Source organism: Nonomuraea sp. NPDC049504 (assembly GCF_040676845.1).
GTDB classification, from domain to species: Bacteria; Actinomycetota; Actinomycetes; order Streptosporangiales; family Streptosporangiaceae; genus Nonomuraea; species Nonomuraea salmonea.
In genome coordinates, this window is record NZ_JBFAPT010000022.1 from 152,811 (window position 1) to 168,852 (window position 16,042).

The following is a 16,042-nucleotide window of genomic DNA, read 5'->3' on the forward strand; positions in this document are numbered from 1 at the left end:
TCAAGGGTTGTGTAGGGCATGGGATGGTAATCGGTCGGGAGGTGATGGTATGGAACTGGGAATGGCACTGTCGATCCCCCTGGAGAACGCCTCTGTTTCGCTGACGCGCAATGTGCTGGACGTCGCGTTGAAGCGGTGCGGGGTCCCCCGTGACGCCCGCCACGACATAGGGCTGGCGCTCACCGAGGCGTGCGCGAACGCCGTGCGCCACTCGGACGCCGAGCGGGACTACCAGGTGGACGCGGCACTGCACCGCGATCGGTGCGTGGTGGAGGTGACCGATCACGGCTCGGGGTTCGCCATCGAGGACTTCGGGGAAGGCGCGCCGCCCGACGCGGAGGGCGGGCGCGGCCTGCACCTGATTCACGCGCTGACGGACCGGGTGGAGATTCGTCATCATCGGGGGAGAGGCGTCACCGTGCATTTCGAGAAAGTGCTGGACGCCGCGCTCGCCGGATAGCGCCCGGCGGGAAAGATCACACGTTTCGGACCCGGCCGTACGTGGCATGACGCTGTGAACCGTACAGGCCGGATCGGCCGCACCCCCTCCACCCGGGAGCGTCACTCCATGAAACAGCACGCCGAACTGAAGGACTTCTGGGAGCAGCGCCTGCACGCCGACTGGACGGAGAGCGGCGTCGGCTACCAGCGGCTCGGGCTGGCGTTCAACACGTGGATGTACCGGGTGCGCGGCGAAGTGTTCCGGCGCGAGGGGGCGGCGCTCGGCCTCGACCTGTCCTCCGCACGCGTGCTCGACGTCGGCTCGGGCACCGGCTTCTACCTGCGGCAGTGGCGGGCGCTCGGCGCGAAGTCCGTCACCGGCTCCGACCTGACGGAGGCCGCCGCGCAGCGCCTGCGCGCCCGCTTCCCCGGCACCGACATCCTCCGGCTCGACATCGCCGACCCGGGTGACACGCTCGAACCCGCCTCCTTCGACGCCGTCTCGGCCATGGACATGCTGTTCCACATCACCGACGACGAGCGCTACCGCTCCGCGCTGCGCTCCGTCGCGCACGCGCTGCGGCCCGGCGGCACGTTCGTGCTGTCGGAGAACTTCCTGCACGGCAAGGAGCAGCGCGGCGACCACCAGGTCAACCACACGCTCCCCTGGATCACCGGCGCGCTCGCCGACGCCGGGTTCGACGTCGTACGCCGCGTGCCCATGCTCGTGCTGATGAACGCGCAGGTCGACGCCAACCCGGTGTGGCGCAAGCTGTGGGGCGGCCTGCTGCGGGCGGTCACCCTCACCGAGACCACCGGCGAGGTCGCGGGCGGGCTGCTCGCGCTGGCGGAGCGGCGGCTGGTCCGCGTCCTGCCGGAGAGCCCCACGACGGAGCTGATGATCTGCCGCCGCCGCTAACGGCCGTTCGCCGAGCACCAGGCGGCCCAGGTGGTGGCGCCGCCGCCGAGCTGCTTGGCGTGGAAGGACGACCAGGAGTTCTGGCTCGGGCCGGGCTGGCCGGGCGCGCTGCGGTAGAGCGGGTGGCGCGCCTCGACCTCGGCGCGCAGCCACGGCTCGACCTCGCCGTAGGAGTCCAGCGACCAGCTCCGCGCGTGGTAGGTGAGCCCGCCGCGCACCTCGCTCTCGGCCAGGCACATGAACGGCGCCCACGGGCTCGTCCGCGCCCAGCTAATCTTCGTCTCCATCGCCCCTGACGGCACCCGCCCCGGCCTGGTACGCGCGGCCACCTCCCGCTCGTCCACGAAGAAGTCGAACATCTCCTGCGCCGTGTAGACGCCGCCGGTCAGCCCGAACCGCTCGCCCAGCGTGGCGCCGAAATCCGTGCGTACGGGGATGTCGCTGGTCCACGTCGTCTCGTCGTGCAGGCGGCGCACCGGCGGGCCCGCGTAGGACGGGGTGACGTCGAAGGGCCCGAAGTTGACGGTGTCGTTGTTGATGGGCACGACGGGGTACGTCTTCCCGTCCACCGGGTTCGTCCACTCGCGCAGGATCCGCGTGGGGTCCGCCGGGTCGGTGTAGAAGACGATCTCGCGGGAGAGCTGGTGGAGCCGGGTGGTGCCGGGCTCCCGGTAGAGGCGGCGGATGTTGTACCCCTCGATGCCGAACAGCTTCTGCCCGTGCCGCAGCGCCGGGTCGAGGGCGTTGCCCGGCACGTCGGCGTACACGCTGCCGGAGATCCTGAACACCATGTCGGCACCGTCGGGACGGCCGTACGTCTGCAGCGACAGCCGGGCGTTCCTGTCGGTGACCTGCCTGAAGACGGGGTCCGGGTCGGTGGGGTCGCCGGTGCCGGCGCTCGCCGGGACGGCGACGCTCATCAGCAGGGCGGCCAGGGCGAACGACCTGGTCAGCAGGGATCGCTTCATGGGGGGTGCCTCCGCGCACGGGGATGGGGAGGCCATTGTGATCATGCCGCCGCCGTCGCGTCCACCCGGTGTGGACGGAGGGTTGTGGCGGGTGTGTGGTGACGATGTGGCGCGAGGGGAGAGGCTGGCGATGAGCCGTCCACCGTCCATCCCGGGACGGGGCTCCAGGCGAAGGAGGACCCCCAGACAATGGCCAGCACGCACCGAGGTCCGATCAGCTTTCTGCGTACATCCGCCCGAGCAGTGACGATGTCGGCCGCCATCGCGGTCGCCGCCGTGGGTCTGAGCGCCGCGCCCGCCTCCGCGGCCTCCTGGCACCCGTACCAGGCGTACAAGAACTACGACACGTGCGTGGAAGTCGGCAAGTACGCGGTCGCCTACGGCAAGTCCACGAAGTACAAGTGCGACTGGGACAGCCCTTACTGGCTGCTCTCCCTCTACTACTGAGGCGGCTGAGCCCCTGACGGGGTGGGGTGTGCGCCCGGCGGAGGCTCCGCCGGGCGTTTCTCAACTCACTTCCACGACAGCAGCCGGCCGCGGAACTTGGGGTGCTTGGTCTCCCAGTAGCGCCAGCCCTCCACCCGGCTCGGCACGTTGGCGATGCCCGAGGAGACCTTGCGCCGGTCGCAGGTGGCGAGGACGGACCAGGCCGACCAGCCGATGCGGTAGCCGAGCACGCGGTACCACATGTTGCCGTACATGCCGTCGCTGATCTCGCGCGTGTAGTCGTGACCGCTGAAGACCTTGTGCCGTTCCTGCAGGTGGGGTAGGCCGAGCCGGCGGATGCTCTCCACCACGGCCTTGGTGTCGGTCCCCGTGCTGACCGCTGTGTCGGTCGCCGTGCCGTTCGCGGGGTCGGTCCCGGTGGGGTCTCCCGGGGCGTTCACGGGGTCGATCACGACGTCGGCCCCCGCGTCCGCACCCTGGTCGTCCCGCGGCCTGTCCCGCTGCTTGCGCAGCGTCTTCTCCTTCTCGTTCTCGGCCTCCAGGAAGGCGACCACCTCGTGCTCGCGGGTGACCGAGACCGTGATGGAGCCGCCGGGGCCGTCGATGAACCGGGTGCGCGGGATGAAGAAATTGCGCGGCGACTGCTGATGAATGCGCCAGAAAGTACGCGGGCGGCAGTTGCGGCCGCCGTCCTCGTCGGTCCTGGTCGTGTGGAATCCCCGGTCGCTATGAATTTTGCGCAGTTTACGGAACTTGTCGTGGTCTGAGTCCGCGCTGGCCGGAGCCGCGGTGGCCGCCAACGCCACCGTGAGGAGGGCGTGGGTGGCGGGTCGCGCCAGTTTTCGCAATGGGGTGAACATCTACCGTCCCTTTCGGAAAAGCACTCCTCGGTGGCCAGGCCGGTACGATGCTTACAGTTGACGCGAGCCCGGTGACAACGCCACGCCGCAGATGAATGGTCCACACCTGGCAAGATCAGGTGAAAGAGCGTCAATATCCGCCGCTGTTCCCAAAGAAACGATCACGGCAGGGCGCGGCTGTACCTACTAGTATGTATAGTCCGACCATGGAAGGACGGCCCCTCACGTGTACGCCAAGCAGTACGAGATCACCCTGCCCGCCGACTACGACATGACGATCATCCGCAAGCGCGTCGCCGACCGCGGTCACCTCCTCGACGACCGCGCGGGCTTGGGCCTGAAGGCGTACCTCATCCGCGAGCGCGGCATCGACGGCTCGCCGGTCAACCAGTACGCCCCCTTCTACCTGTGGAACGACACCGGGGCGATGGCCCGGTTCGTCTTCGGGGGCGGCGGTTTCCAGGGCATCGTCAGCGACTTCGGCCGCCCCGCCGTCCTGCACTGGACGGGCGTCGCCTGCCACGCGGGCCCCGCCCGCACCGCACCGCCACGGGCGGCCTCCCGCCGGCTGACGCCCGTACCCGACCTGGACTCCATCGAGCGGGAGGCCGAGCGCCTGCGCGAGCTGTCCCGCCAGGACGGCGTGCACACCGCGGCGCTGGCCGTCGATCCGCATCACTGGCAGATCGTGCGGTTCGTGCTGTGGGCGGAGACCTCCGCGCAGGACGCCGACGCCACCGAGCGTTACGAGGTGCTGCACCTGTCCGCGCCGGCCCTGGACGGCCTGCCGGAGGGCCGGACCTGGTGACGGGCTCTTGATGGGCGACCCCGGAGGGAACGTGCGCGACACCAGGAAGGCGCGCGCCGCCGCAGGGGAGGGCATGGGCGTGCGCCGCCGTCACGCGCGTCCCCGCCGGGGTTCACCAGTCCCTGACTCTCACTCACGCCGGGGCTATGGTCCTCACCCTAACGGCGAAAGCCGGCAAAAGGACCTGCTGCCAGGGCTTTTGTGACAACACTGTGTCAAAGGAGCGGACAGCGCCTGTCATGCGACGGCCCCGGCGCCAGGAGCGCCGCGGCCTGAGGCGTGCCCGGGAGGTGCGGTGTGCCAGGCCGTGCGAGGGTCAGCGGCCGATCGGGTGCCAGACCGTCTTGGTCTCCACGAAGGGCCTGATGCGGTCCAGGCCGGGATCGGCGTCGTGCCAGTCGTCCTGCGGCCGGGGCCGCAGCACCCGCTTGAGCGTGGTGGCCGCCAGCTCCTCCAGCTCGGCCGCCAGCTCACCGGCGCCCGCGAGGTCGAGCGCGTTCACGTCCGCGTGCCCGGCCAGGGGCAGGCCCAGCTCGGCGACCCGCCCGGTGAGCACGTTCGCCACGCCGCCCGGCAGGTCGGACGTGGCCAGCGCCTCGGCCAGCGTGATCGCCGGCAGCGGCGCCCGCTCGTCGGCGACCAGCACCGCCGTGTTGCCCGCGGTGATCACCGGGGCGAGCACCGAGACCAGCCCGAGCAGCGACGAGCCGGTGGGCGCGACCACGCCGACGACGCCGGTCGGCTCGGGCTCCGACAGGTTGAAGAACGGCCCCGCCACCGGGTTCGCGCCGCCCAGCACCTGACTGATCTTGTCGGCCCAGCCCGCGTAGTAGACCCAGCGGTCCACGGCCGCCGACACCAGCGCCCGCGCGCGGTCCGCGCCGACGCCCTCGGCCGCGGCCACCTCGGCGGCGAACTGGTCGCGCCGCCCCTCCATCATCTCGGCGACCCGGTAGAGGATCTGCCCCCGGTTGTAGGCGGTACGTCCCGACCAGCCGGGGAACGCCTTGCGCGCGGCCACCACGGCGTCGCGCACGTCCTTGCGCGAGGCCAGCGCGGCGTTGGCGAGGTGGGACCCGTCCGCCGACGTCACGGGGTAGGACCTCCCTGATTCCGAGCGCGGGAACGCGCCGCCGACATAGAGCTTGTACGTCCTGAGCACCGCGATACGCGGCGGGGTCTCAGCCAAGGTAGGCCTCCAATCCGAGCAACCCGCCCTCGCGGCCGTACCCGGACTCCTTGTAGCCGCCGAAGGGACTGGCGGGATCGAACACGTTGAAGGTGTTGGACCACACGACGCCGGCGCGCAGCCGGCTCGCGGTCCAGAGCATCAGGGAGCCCTTCTCCGTCCAGACGCCGGCCGACAGCCCGTACGGCGTGTTGTTCGCCTTGGCGACGGCCTCCTCCGGCGTGCGGAACGTGAGCACCGACAGCACCGGGCCGAAGATCTCCTCCCTGGCGACCCGGTGCGCCTGCGTGACCCCGGTGAACACGGTCGGACGGAACCAGTAGCCGCGCTCGGGCAGCTCGCAGGCGGGCGACCACGAGGTCGCGCCCTCAGCCTCGCCCGCGGCGGTCAGCTCGCGGATCCTGGCGAGCTGCGCGGCCGAGTTGATCGCGCCGATGTCGGTGTTCTTGTCCAGCGGGTCGCCGAGCCGCAGCAGCTCGATGCGGCTGCGCAGCCGTTCCAGCAGCTCCTCGGCGATCGACTCCTGCACCAGCAGCCGCGAGCCCGCGCAGCACACGTGGCCCTGGTTGAAGAAGATGCCGGACACGATGCCCTCGACGGCCTGGTCGATGGCCGCGTCGTCGTAGACGATGTTGGCGCCCTTCCCGCCCAGCTCCAGCGTGAGCCGCTTGCGGGTGCCCGCCACGGCGCGGGCGATCTGCCGCCCCACCTCGGTCGAGCCGGTGAAGGCCACCTTGTCGGCGCCCGGGTGGGCGACCACGGCCCGGCCGGTGTCGCCGGCGCCGGTCACGATGTTCACCACGCCGGGCGGCAGGCCCGCCTCCTGGCAGATCTCGGCGAAGGCGAGCGCGGTCAGCGGCGTCGTCTCGGCCGGCTTGAGCACCACCGTGTTGCCGGTGGCCAGCGCGGGCGCGACCTTCCACGCCAGCATGAGCAGGGGGAAGTTCCACGGGATGACCTGCGCGGCCACGCCCAGCGGCTTCGTGCCGACCCCGGCGTGCCGGAGCTTGTCGGCCCAGCCGGCGTAGTAGAAGAAGTGCTGCGCGACCAGCGGCAGGTCGATGTCGCGCGTCTCCTTGATGGGCTTGCCGTTGTCGAGCGACTCCAGCACGGCCAGCTCGCGGGAACGCTCCTGGATGATGCGCGCGATCCTGAACAGGTATTTGCCGCGCTCGGCGGCCGGCAGCGGCCCCCACACCTGCTCGAAGGCGCGCCGCGCGGCGGCGAAGGCGCGGTCCACGTCGGCCTCGCCGGCCGCGGCCACCTCCGACAGCGGCTCCTCGTCGGCCGGGTTGACGGTGACGATGCGCTCGTCGCTCTTGGCCGCGACGAACTCGCCGTCGATGAACAGGTCGTACGACGGCCGGATGGACACGATGGAACGTGACTCCGGCGCGGGCGCGTACTCGAAGATCTCCACGCCTCTCCCTAGTCGATGGTGTAGTAGTCGGGCCCGGCGTAGTGCCCGGTCGAGAGCTTGGTCCGCTGCATGAGCAGGTCGTTCAGCAGCGAGGACGCGCCCAGCCTGAACCAGGCGGGGTCCAGCCAGCCGGCCCCGGCGATCTCCTTGACCAGCACGAGGTAGCGCATGGCGTCCTTGGTGGTGCGGATGCCGCCGGCCGGCTTCACCCCGGCCTGCCGCCCGGTGGCGGCGCGGTAGTCGCGTACGGCCTCCAGCATCACCAGCGTCACCGGCAGCGTGGCGGCGGGGGACACCTTGCCGGTCGAGGTCTTGATGAAGTCGGCCCCGGCGTGCAGCGCCAGCCACGACGCGCGGCGCACGTTGTCGTAGGTGACCAGCTCGCCGGTCTCCAGGATGACCTTCAGGTGCGTGTCGCCGCACTGCTCCTTGACGGCCACGATCTCGTCGAACACCTTGCGGTAGTCGCCGGCGAGGAACGCGCCCCGGTCGATCACCATGTCGATCTCGGTGGCGCCGGCCGCGACCGCGTCGGCGGTGTCGGCCAGCTTGACCTCCAGCGACGTACGCCCGGAGGGGAAGCCGGTGGCCACCGAGGCCAGCCCGACCCCGGTGCCCGCCAGCGCCTCGGCGGCCGTGGCGATCATGTCGGGGTAGACGCACAGCGCCGCCACCGACGGAGCGCTCGGATCGGCCGGGTCGGGGCGCACGGCCTTGGCGGCCAGCGCCCGCACCTTGCCGGGGGTGTCCGCCCCTTCGAGCGTGGTCAGGTCGACCATGCGGATGGCCAGGTCGATGGCCTCCCGCTTGGCCGTCGTCTTGATCGACCTGGTGGCCAGGCCGGCGGCCCGCCGCTGTACGCCGACCTCGTCGACGCCCGGCAGACCGTGCAGATAGGCCCGCAAAGAGCCGGGGATGGTGTCAGGCACGAGCGCCACGCCTCTCGATGAGCATGTTGAGTACGAGGGCGACCAGCAGGATGAGGCCGGTCACCACCATCTGGAAGAAGGAGCCGAGGCCGAGCAGGTTGCACAGGTTGCGCAGCACCGACAGCAGCAGCACCGCCACGAACGTGCCGAACACCCCGCCCCGGCCGCCGAACAGGTTGGTGCCGCCGAGCACGACGGCGGCGATCGCGTCCAGCTCCAGCCCGTTGAACGCGGTGGGCTGCCCCACGGTCAGCCGCGAGGTGAGCAGCACCCCGGCCAGCGCCGCCAGCGCGCCCGACACCGCGAACACCGTCGTGATCACGCCGCGCACCGGCAGTCCGGACAGCCGGGCGGCCTCCTTGTTGCTGCCGACGGCGTAGACGTACTCACCGAACGTGGTGCCGCGCAGCACCAGGGCGGCCAGCACGGTGATCGCCACGAAGATGATCCCGACGATCGGCACGTAGCCGATGAACCCGCCGCCGAGCAGCTGGAACCCCTCGGAGGCGTTGGCCTCCGCGGGCTTGCCGTCGGTCAGCAGATACGTCAGGCCGCGGATCGCGGTCAGCCCGGCCAGCGTGGTCATGAACGCCGGCAGCGACAGGTACGCCGACAGCCCGCCCATGATCGCGCCGAACACCGCGCCTGCCGCGATGCTGATGAGGATCGCCGGCAGCACCGGCACCCCCGACCCGATGAGGATCGCGACCGTCATGCCGCCGAACGCGGCCACGCTGCCCACCGACAGGTCGATGCCGGCGGTCAGCACGACCATGGTCATGCCGATGGCCACGATCCCGGTGAGCGAGGACTGCTGGAGCAGGTTCGCGATGTTGCGGCCGGTCAGGAACTGCGGCGCCAGCAGCGAGGCGACCACGCACAGCCCGAGGAAGACCAGCAGCAGGTTGGACTTGACGATGAGGTCGGCGCCGCGGCGCCGGCGGGCGCCGCCATCCTGGGGGGCGGCTGCGGTCGCGGTGGATCCCGGCGAACCCGTGGATCCGAGCGAAGCTGTCATGGTGCGGCTCCTGTGATGACGGTGTGCGCGATGACGTTCTCCGGGCTGACCCGGGGGTCGAAGTGCGCGACGTTGCGGCCCTCGTACAGGACCTGGATCCGGTCGGCGTTGGCGGTCAGCTCGTTGAGCTCGCTGCTGGCGAGCAGCACGGCCACGCCCTGGTCGGCCAGGTGGCGCACCTGGCGGTAGAGGTCGGCCTTGGCGCCGACGTCCAGGCCGCGCGTGGGCTCGTCCAGCAGCAGGACCCTGATCCCGCCGCGGGTGATCCACTTGGCCAGCACGACCTTCTGCTGGTTGCCGCCCGACAGCTGACCGACGAGCTGGCCGGGGCCCGACGCCTTGACGCCGAGGTCGGCGAGCGCCGGCTTGGTCAGGCGCTGCCCGGCCCGGCCGGGCAGCAGCCACGGCGGCTTGCCGAGCGCGCTGATCGCCGCGTTGCGGCTGACCGACAGGCCCAGCATCAGGCCCTGCTCCTTGCGGCTCTCCGGCACCAGGGCCAGGCCCGCGCGGACGGCGGCGGCCGGGCTCGCGACCTTGAGCGGCCGGCCGCCGAGCGTGGCGGTCACCTGGGCCTTCAGGTCGCCGAACAGGGCGCGCAGCAGCGTCGTACGGCCGGCGCCGCCGAGCCCGGCCAGCCCGACGACCTCGCCGGGCCGTACGTCGAGGTCGCGCACGTCCAGCAGGCCGGGCACGTGCACCCGCTCGACGCTCAGCAGCGGCTCGCCCCGCGGCGCGGCCCGGTCGGTGGCGCCCACCAGCTCGCCGCCCGCCTCGCCGATCATGGCGGCGACCAGCTCGCCGGGGCGCGTGGAGGCCAGGTCGTAGACGCCGACCGCGCGGCCGTCGCGCAGCACAGTGGCCCGGTCGCCGATGTCCATGACCTCGTCCATGCGGTGCGAGATGAAGATGACCGAGCGGCCCTCGGCGGTGAGCGACCTGATGACCGCGAACACCGCCTCCAGCTCGCTCTCGCCGAGCGTCGCCGACGGCTCGTCCATGACGATGACCCTGGCGTCCGCCGTCAGCGCCTTGGCGATGGCGGTGAGCTGCTGTGCGGCGATCGGCAGCGTGCCGACCCGCGCGCTCACCGGGAAGTTCGCGCCGACCCGGTCGAGCGCGGCGCGGGCCAGCTTGGCCCGCTGCCCCCTGCGGACGAAGGGGCCCAGCCTGGGGGCCCTGCCGAGCAGCAGGTTCTGCGCCACGGTGAGGTCGGGCAGCAGGTCCAGCTCCTGGTAGATGACCGCGATGCCGGCCGCGAGCCCGGCGTGCGGGGTGGCGGGCGCGTACGGCTGCCCGTCGAGCAGGATCGTGCCCTCGTCCGGCTGGTACGAGCCCGCCAGGACCTTCATCAGCGTGCTCTTGCCCGCCCCGTTCTCGCCGAGCAGGCAGTGCACCTCGCCGGGCCGCACGCTCAGCTCGACCCCGTCGAGCGCGACGGTGCCGGGGAACCGCTTGACGATCCCGGACATGTGCAGGCGTTCGGGAGTCTCGCTCATGCCGCCTCCAGCAGGTGTCTGGCGTTGTGGTCGTCGGTGATCAGCACGTCGCACAGGCCGCTCGTCACCACCGCCCGGCAGACCGCCCGCTTGGCCGTGCCGCTGACCAGCGCGACCGACGTGGCGGCCGAGCGCAGCAGGTCGAGGGAGAGCCCGAGGGTGCGGCCGTCGAGGTCGGGGTCGACGATTCGGCCGTCCGCGTCGATGAAGCGGCCGAGCACGTCGCCGACCGCGCCGGCGGCGGCCAGCCCGGCGAGGTCGCCCGCGTCGATCTGCCCGGAGTCGACCAGCACCGAGTCGTTCCCCATGGCGCCCGGGCTGAACAGGAACAGGTCCGCCTTGGCGGCCAGGGCCAGCACGTCGGCGACGGCCCTGTCGCTCTCCAGCACCTGACGGGTGCTCTGCTGCTGCAGGATCGCCGGGGCCGCCAGCAGCGTCGCGGTGCCGCCGCCGTGGTGGGCGATCAAACTGGCCATGCTGTGCGCGCTGGTCGGCTCCCGGGATCGGCTGAGCGCGCCGTTGATCTGCACGACGTGCACGCCCGTGGCCCAGCCGGGCGTCAGCCCGCCGGCCAGGCGGTCGAGCGTACGCCCCCAGGACACTCCGATCAGCCGGGGCGCCGGCCGCATCTCCATCAGGTGGTCGGCGCCCGCCGCGGCGACCCGGTCGCGGGCGTGCTCGGCGTCGCCGCCGACCGACACCACGACGGCCTCGCGCAGCCCGAACCGCTCCTTGACCGCCTGCTCCAGCGTGCGGACGCGGGAGCGCGGGTGCAGCACCTCGATGCGGACGATGCCGACCTCGCGCGCCTCGGCCAGCATCCTGCCCACCTTCCAGCGGGTCAGGTGCATGGCGTTGGCGATCTGCTCCTGCGTCTCGCCCGACTCGTAGTAGCGCACCGCCACCTGGTAGAGCTGGTCGTCATCGCTCATGGCGGCCTCCGCTCAGCCGGTGGGAGATGCCCGTCGTCGCGGCCGTGGCCTCCCGGTAGCCGGCGTAACCGGCCTGGTACGCCGCCGCGTGCGCGGCGACCGGCTCGACCGTGCGCACCTTGGGCGCGTACTCCGCGGCGGCCTCCGCCAGCGACGCGTGCCGCCCCGAACCGGTCGCGGCCAGCACCGAGCAGGCCCGCAGCGTCAGGTTGTCGCCGGTGACCAGGTGCACGGGGCGGCCGAGCACGTCGGCGGTGGTCTGCAGCCACAGCTCGTTGTGCTGGATGCCGCCCGACAGGAAGATCTCCGACACCGCGACGCCGCCGTCGGTGAAGGAGTCGACGACCTGGCGGGTGCCGTACGCGACGCCCTCGACGGCCGCCCGGTAGACCTGCTCGGGCGTGCTGGCCAGCGTCAGGCCGAGCACCGCGCCGCGCAGCCGGGGGTCGCGCAGCGGGGTGCGGTTGCCCATGAAGTAGTCGAGCACGATCAGGCCGTGCTCGACCGGCGGCACCCGCGTGGCGGCGGCGATCAGGCCGCCGATCTCGGCGCGCGGCCGGCCGATGAGCTTCTCGCCCGCCCAGGCCAGCACCGAGCCCGCGCTGACCTGCCCGCCCTCGACGAGCCACCGGCCCGTGCGCAGCGCGTCCGGGTAGGGACCCCACACCGTGGGCGGGAACACCGGCTCGGCGATCTCCGTGACGAACGCGTTGGACGTGCCGCACACGATCGACACGTGGCCCTCCTGGGCGCCGCCGATGGCCAGCAGCGACAGGTGCGCGTCGATGCCGCCGGACACCACCGTGGCGGTGCCCGTGACGCCCAGCTCCGCGCGGGCCGGCTCGGCCAGCGGCCCCACCGGGTCGCCGACCGGCACGATCTCGTCGGGCAGCTTGGCGGCCAGGTCGGCGACGCCGAGCTGCTCGTACAGGTCGTGCGGGAAGCCCGCGCCGCGCGGGTCGTAGTTGCTCTTGCAGACGGCGTTCATGCGCGACCCGGCCCAGCGGCCGGTCAGCCGCCACACCATGTAGTCCACGGCCTCGACGATGCGGGCCGCCGCCCGGTACGTCTCCGGCTCGTGCCTGGCCAGCCACATCGCCTTGGGCACCAGCCACTCCACGGCGTCGCTGCCGCCGGCGTACCGCAGGACCGGGTGGCCGGTCCGCGCGGTCAGCTCCGACTCCTCGCCGGCGCGGCCGTCCATCCACAGCAGCGCCGGGCGCAGCGGCCGGCCACGGCCGTCCAGCACGGCCACCGTCGAGGCCGTGGTCGCCACCGCGACCCCCTCGATCGGCGGGCCGCCCGCGGCGGCGAGCGCCTGCCGCGCGGCCGACACGCTCGCCCGCCACCAGTCGTCCGGATCCTGCTCGGCCCAGCCAGGCCGGGGGAAGCGGGTCGGGTACGCCTCGGCGCCCGACCCGAGCAGCGCCCCCTGGTCGCCGTAGACCGCCGCGCGGGCGCCTTCGGTCCCCAGGTCGAGGGCGAGGAAGGCAGCCATGCTCACTCCTCGTTCGGCAGGAAGAGGACCTTCGAGCTGAAGATCGACCGCTCGCCCAGGGCGGCCATGGTCTCCGGCAGGGCGTCGAGACCCAGCTCGTGGGTGATCATGAACTTCCAGGCCAGCTCGCCGGAGGCCAGCGCGCGCGCCGCCGTCCGCCACTCGTCGCCGGGGAACGGCGCCGAGAAGGAGTTCCACGCCCCGTGCAGGGTGACCTCGCGGCGCAGGAACGAGCTGAACGTGGACTCCGGCAGCACCACCGGGTCGTGCGGGATGCCGATGAACACCGCCTCTCCGTGCCGGCCCGCTAGCGCCACCGCCTGGTCGATCGTGGCGGGCACGCCCGCCGACTCGATGACGATGTCGTAGCCCTCGCCGGCCACCTCGGCCGCGGCCTCCGCGCTGGTCGCCGTGTGGGTGGCGCCCGCCTCGGCGGCCATCGCGGCCTTCTGCTCGTTCAGCTCGATCGCCAGCACCTCGGACGCGCCCGCGAGCCTGGCCCACTGCACCGCGAACAGCCCGATCGGGCCCGCGCCGACCACCGCCACCCGGCGGCCGCCGCGCATGTTCGTCCGCCACAGGGCGTGCAGCGCGATCGCCGCCGGGTCCATCATGGCCGCCGCCCTCGGGTCCAGGTCCGCGGGCAGCACCATGAGGTTGCCCGCGGGGACGGTCACGTACTGGGCGTACGCGCCGTCGCGGCGGCTGCCGAAGTAGCCGTACTTCTTGCACAGGCTGAAGTGGCCCTGGGTGCACGGGCCGCAGGTGCGGCACGGGATCAGCGGGGGGACGGTGACCAGGTCGCCCTCGCGGACCCTGCCCTCGGCGGCCAGGTTCGCGCCGAGCCCGACGACGTGACCGGAGAACTCGTGCCCGCAGATGATCGGGAAGTGGTAGGCGATCCCCGGCTGCAGCATGCGCGAGATGTCCGAGCCGCACACGCCGCAGGCCGCCACGCGTACGAGCGCCTCGTCCGGGCCCGGCTCGGGCACGGGCACCTGCTCGACCCTGATGTCGCCGGGCGCGTGGAGCACCGCCGCCTGCATGGTTTCCGCCATCGTTGTGCCTTTCCTACTTCTCTTGTGCCGCGGCGAACTCGCCGTCGCCGATGTACTGGGCGGCGTTGCCCTTGTCGATGAGCGCGGTGCCCGCGTCGATGTTCGGCTCGACCTGCTCGCCGTTCTTGACCTTGAGCACGGTCTCGACGGCCTTGGCGCCGAGGGAGAGCGGGTCGTTGAGCGCGGTGGCCACGTACTGGCCGTCCGGGATCTGCTTGACCGCCTCCATGAGGCCGTCCACGCCCGCGACCAGGACCTTGTCCTTGCCGTTCTCCTTCAGGACCTGGAGCGCGCCGAGTGCCATGTCGTCGTTGTGCGCGTACACGGCGGCGACGTCGGGGTGCACCTGGAGCAGGTCCTGCATCGCGGTGACCGCCTTGGAGCGCACGTAGTCCGAGTACGGGCCCTCGACGATCTTGATGTTGGGGTTGCCCTTCACGGCGTCGTGGAAGCCGGCGCTGCGGTCACGCGCCACCGCGCCGCCCGCGTCGCCGCGGATCTCGATGACCTTGCCGCCCTTGTCGCCGAGCGCCTCGCTGAGCCGCTTGCCGACGAGCTCGCCCATCGCCTTGTTGTCCCGTCCGACCTGGGCGACCGCGCCCTCGGGCACCGGCCGGTCCACGGTCACGACCGGCACGCCCGCCGCCTTGGCCGCGGCGATCCCGGGCTGCACGCCCTGGGGGTCCACCGGGTTGACCAGCAGGACGTCCACCTGGCGGGTGATCAGGTCCTGGATGTCGTTGTTCTGTTTGGTGACGTCGCCGCCCGCGTCGGCGAAGTAGAGCGAGGCGCCCGCCTTCTTGGCGGCGGCCTCGGCGCCCTCGCGGAGCTGGACGTAGAAGGGCGACTGCTGGGTCGCCTGGCTGAAGCCGATGGCGACCGGGCCGCCGGACTTCTCGCCGCCCGCTTCCGTCGACCCGCCTGGTGTGGACGACACCGAGCAGGCGGTCAGGGCGGAGATCAGGAGGAGTGCAGGGATTGTGAGCAGCCGAAATCTACTCATGGGGGCCTCCGTATGTGACGTAGGTAACGCACCGTAAGTCGGGAATTAACCTCGATGCAACACTTGAGCCGGAATTTGCTCATATGAGCAGACTTGGTGTCCTTGCTCCTGGTGTCCTTTGACCGTCACAGGAGTTTCCGCAGGTCACAGCCGTTACGGCCGCTCCGCGGCGCCGTACGTGTCGGAAGCTCGACCGCGCAGCTGTCGTGGATGCAGGACGCCTTCGTCCCTCCGGTCGCCGCGCTGATCCTCACCGCCGGGGTGTTCGCCGACGTCCACGGGCGCGAGAAGATCTACCAGGCGGGCCTCGCCCTGATCGGCCAGACGGTGCCGGACGTGCGGCGGCGCGGCACGTACATCGGCTGGTGGACCACCTGCATGATGGCCGCCATGGCCGTGCCGCCGCTGATCGCCGGCGTCGTGCTCGAACACGCCGGCTGGCGCTGGATCTTCCTCCTTCCGGTGCGCGACCTCGTACGGCGAACCGCTCGCCGTGGCGGCGCTGGCGGTGGCCGTGCTCAGCGGCGCCGCGTTCGTCCTGGTGGAGCGGCGCGCAGCAGCGCCCCCATGCTGCCGCCGTCGTTGTTCCGCAGCCCGGCCTTCACCGCCTCGACCCTGGCCGCGCTGATCAGCTTCCTCGGCCCTGATCGGCTTCTTCTTCGTGCTCAGCCTCTACTTCGGGCTCGTCCAGCAGCTGAGCACCCTGGAAGCGGGCCTGCGCATGGTGCTGGTCAACGTCGTCTCCATGCTGCTAGGCCTGGTCATGGGGACTCGCCCTCGACACCCTGCCGACCCATCTCACCGGAGCCGGCCTCACCGGCGCGTCCGCCCAGCAGGTCCTGCACACCGCCGACGCAGGCGGCCTCGGCGCAGTCGCCGGCCTCGACCTCGGCCCCGCCACCGCCCAGGCGCTGACGGCGGTGTCGGGCGCGTTCCTGGACGGCATGCGCCTCTGCCTGAGCGTCTCGGGAACCCTGCTGGTGGCCGCCGCCCTCGCCGCCGCCGTGCTGCTGCGCCGCACCGGCGAACGCGTACGGACCGGCTGACCCCCGTCAA

The 16,042-nt window shown here is 72.0% G+C and carries 17 protein-coding genes; 6 read left to right on the top strand and 11 right to left on the bottom strand.

Translation table 11 applies throughout. From position 1 onward, the window contains the following. The first annotated feature begins 49 nt into the window (after positions 1-49). The gene (locus tag AB0K28_RS35500) at positions 50-460 is read left to right on the top strand and encodes an ATP-binding protein (RefSeq protein WP_364378516.1); all 411 of its coding nucleotides are present in this window, start codon (positions 50-52) and stop codon (positions 458-460) included. A gap of 108 nt (positions 461-568) precedes the next feature. Continuing rightward, positions 569-1,360, top strand: a complete 792-nt coding sequence (locus AB0K28_RS35505; protein WP_364378519.1) for a class I SAM-dependent methyltransferase — start codon at positions 569-571, stop codon at positions 1,358-1,360. On the opposite strand, the gene AB0K28_RS35510 is transcribed toward AB0K28_RS35505, so the two are convergent. Then, a complete protein-coding gene (locus AB0K28_RS35510) occupies positions 1,357-2,328 on the bottom strand; it encodes a DUF1838 family protein (RefSeq protein ID WP_345385669.1) in 972 nt (323 codons plus the stop codon). The two genes, AB0K28_RS35505 and AB0K28_RS35510, sit on opposite strands and share 4 nt — an antisense overlap. 249 nt (positions 2,329-2,577) lie before the next feature. On the opposite strand from AB0K28_RS35510, the gene AB0K28_RS35515 reads away from it, so the two are divergent. Beyond that, the gene (locus AB0K28_RS35515; protein ID WP_345385667.1) at positions 2,578-2,775 is read left to right on the top strand and encodes a hypothetical protein; all 198 of its coding nucleotides are present in this window, start codon (positions 2,578-2,580) and stop codon (positions 2,773-2,775) included. 65 nt (positions 2,776-2,840) lie between these two features. Here AB0K28_RS35515 and AB0K28_RS35520 read toward each other — a convergent pair whose 3' ends face one another. Beyond that, complete coding sequence (locus AB0K28_RS35520; protein WP_364378524.1) at positions 2,841-3,635, bottom strand: hypothetical protein; 795 nt, start codon at positions 3,633-3,635, stop codon at positions 2,841-2,843. Positions 3,636-3,861: 226 nt separating this feature from the next. On the opposite strand from AB0K28_RS35520, the gene AB0K28_RS35525 reads away from it, so the two are divergent. Then, positions 3,862-4,443 carry a DUF4865 family protein gene (locus tag AB0K28_RS35525; protein WP_364378527.1) on the top strand — a complete coding sequence of 194 codons (582 nt, stop codon included), beginning with the start codon at positions 3,862-3,864 and terminating at the stop codon, positions 4,441-4,443. Positions 4,444-4,759: 316 nt separating this feature from the next. Here the strand turns inward: AB0K28_RS35525 and AB0K28_RS35530 are convergent, their stop codons facing one another. Genes AB0K28_RS35530 through AB0K28_RS35570 form a run of 9 tightly spaced genes read right to left on the bottom strand, consistent with a single transcriptional unit; the run spans position 4,760 to position 14,986 of the window. Then, on the bottom strand, positions 4,760-5,632 hold the full coding sequence (locus tag AB0K28_RS35530; RefSeq protein WP_364378530.1) for an aldehyde dehydrogenase family protein: 873 nt from the start codon (positions 5,630-5,632) through the stop codon (positions 4,760-4,762). Further along, positions 5,625-7,046, bottom strand: a complete 1,422-nt coding sequence (locus tag AB0K28_RS35535) for an aldehyde dehydrogenase family protein (RefSeq protein ID WP_364378633.1) — start codon at positions 7,044-7,046, stop codon at positions 5,625-5,627. Before AB0K28_RS35535 ends, AB0K28_RS35530 begins: the two co-directional genes overlap by 8 nt. Positions 7,047-7,060: 14 nt before the next feature. After that, positions 7,061-7,981: a deoxyribose-phosphate aldolase gene (gene deoC, locus AB0K28_RS35540; protein ID WP_364378533.1), complete on the bottom strand. Its 921-nt coding sequence runs from the start codon at positions 7,979-7,981 to the stop codon at positions 7,061-7,063. Then, positions 7,974-8,999 carry an ABC transporter permease gene (locus AB0K28_RS35545; protein WP_345385659.1) on the bottom strand — a complete coding sequence of 342 codons (1,026 nt, stop codon included), beginning with the start codon at positions 8,997-8,999 and terminating at the stop codon, positions 7,974-7,976. The genes deoC and AB0K28_RS35545 overlap by 8 nt, the downstream gene beginning before the upstream one ends. Beyond that, a complete protein-coding gene (locus AB0K28_RS35550) occupies positions 8,996-10,495 on the bottom strand; it encodes a sugar ABC transporter ATP-binding protein (RefSeq protein ID WP_364378536.1) in 1,500 nt (499 codons plus the stop codon). Before AB0K28_RS35550 ends, AB0K28_RS35545 begins: the two co-directional genes overlap by 4 nt. Beyond that, positions 10,492-11,427 (bottom strand): sugar-binding domain-containing protein, encoded by a 936-nt coding sequence (locus AB0K28_RS35555; RefSeq protein WP_364378539.1) that lies wholly within the window; start codon positions 11,425-11,427, stop codon positions 10,492-10,494. The genes AB0K28_RS35550 and AB0K28_RS35555 overlap by 4 nt, the downstream gene beginning before the upstream one ends. Next, the gene (locus AB0K28_RS35560; RefSeq protein WP_345385649.1) at positions 11,417-12,925 is read right to left on the bottom strand and encodes an FGGY-family carbohydrate kinase; all 1,509 of its coding nucleotides are present in this window, start codon (positions 12,923-12,925) and stop codon (positions 11,417-11,419) included. The genes AB0K28_RS35555 and AB0K28_RS35560 overlap by 11 nt, the downstream gene beginning before the upstream one ends. A 2-nt stretch (positions 12,926-12,927) precedes the next feature. Then, positions 12,928-13,983: a galactitol-1-phosphate 5-dehydrogenase gene (locus AB0K28_RS35565; RefSeq protein WP_364378542.1), complete on the bottom strand. Its 1,056-nt coding sequence runs from the start codon at positions 13,981-13,983 to the stop codon at positions 12,928-12,930. Between the two features lie 13 nt (positions 13,984-13,996). Continuing rightward, complete coding sequence (locus tag AB0K28_RS35570) at positions 13,997-14,986, bottom strand: substrate-binding domain-containing protein (protein ID WP_345385645.1); 990 nt, start codon at positions 14,984-14,986, stop codon at positions 13,997-13,999. A gap of 357 nt (positions 14,987-15,343) precedes the next feature. Here AB0K28_RS35570 and AB0K28_RS35575 point away from each other — a divergent pair, with 357 nt between their 5' ends. Together AB0K28_RS35575 and AB0K28_RS35580 are read left to right on the top strand one after the other, a co-directional pair. Next, positions 15,344-15,901 carry a hypothetical protein gene (locus AB0K28_RS35575; RefSeq protein ID WP_364378636.1) on the top strand — a complete coding sequence of 186 codons (558 nt, stop codon included), beginning with the start codon at positions 15,344-15,346 and terminating at the stop codon, positions 15,899-15,901. Between the two features lie 5 nt (positions 15,902-15,906). Next, positions 15,907-16,032 carry a hypothetical protein gene (locus AB0K28_RS35580; RefSeq protein WP_345385641.1) on the top strand — a complete coding sequence of 42 codons (126 nt, stop codon included), beginning with the start codon at positions 15,907-15,909 and terminating at the stop codon, positions 16,030-16,032. The last annotated feature ends 10 nt before the right edge of the window (positions 16,033-16,042 follow it).

What these genes read in the sequence shown, in the direction of transcription:
- AB0K28_RS35500 (WP_364378516.1), top strand. Translation starts at nt 50, where the DNA reads ATGGAACTGGGAATGGCACTGTCGATCCCCCTGGAGAACGCCTCTGTT.
- AB0K28_RS35505 (WP_364378519.1), top strand. Translation starts at nt 569, where the DNA reads ATGAAACAGCACGCCGAACTGAAGGACTTCTGGGAGCAGCGCCTGCAC.
- AB0K28_RS35510 (WP_345385669.1), bottom strand. Translation starts at nt 2,328, where the DNA reads ATGAAGCGATCCCTGCTGACCAGGTCGTTCGCCCTGGCCGCCCTGCTG.
- AB0K28_RS35515 (WP_345385667.1), top strand. Translation starts at nt 2,578, where the DNA reads ATGTCGGCCGCCATCGCGGTCGCCGCCGTGGGTCTGAGCGCCGCGCCC.
- AB0K28_RS35520 (WP_364378524.1), bottom strand. Translation starts at nt 3,635, where the DNA reads ATGTTCACCCCATTGCGAAAACTGGCGCGACCCGCCACCCACGCCCTC.
- AB0K28_RS35545 (WP_345385659.1), bottom strand. Translation starts at nt 8,999, where the DNA reads ATGACAGCTTCGCTCGGATCCACGGGTTCGCCGGGATCCACCGCGACC.
- AB0K28_RS35550 (WP_364378536.1), bottom strand. Translation starts at nt 10,495, where the DNA reads ATGAGCGAGACTCCCGAACGCCTGCACATGTCCGGGATCGTCAAGCGG.
- AB0K28_RS35555 (WP_364378539.1), bottom strand. Translation starts at nt 11,427, where the DNA reads ATGAGCGATGACGACCAGCTCTACCAGGTGGCGGTGCGCTACTACGAG.
- AB0K28_RS35560 (WP_345385649.1), bottom strand. Translation starts at nt 12,925, where the DNA reads ATGGCTGCCTTCCTCGCCCTCGACCTGGGGACCGAAGGCGCCCGCGCG.
- AB0K28_RS35565 (WP_364378542.1), bottom strand. Translation starts at nt 13,983, where the DNA reads ATGGCGGAAACCATGCAGGCGGCGGTGCTCCACGCGCCCGGCGACATC.
- AB0K28_RS35570 (WP_345385645.1), bottom strand. Translation starts at nt 14,986, where the DNA reads ATGAGTAGATTTCGGCTGCTCACAATCCCTGCACTCCTCCTGATCTCC.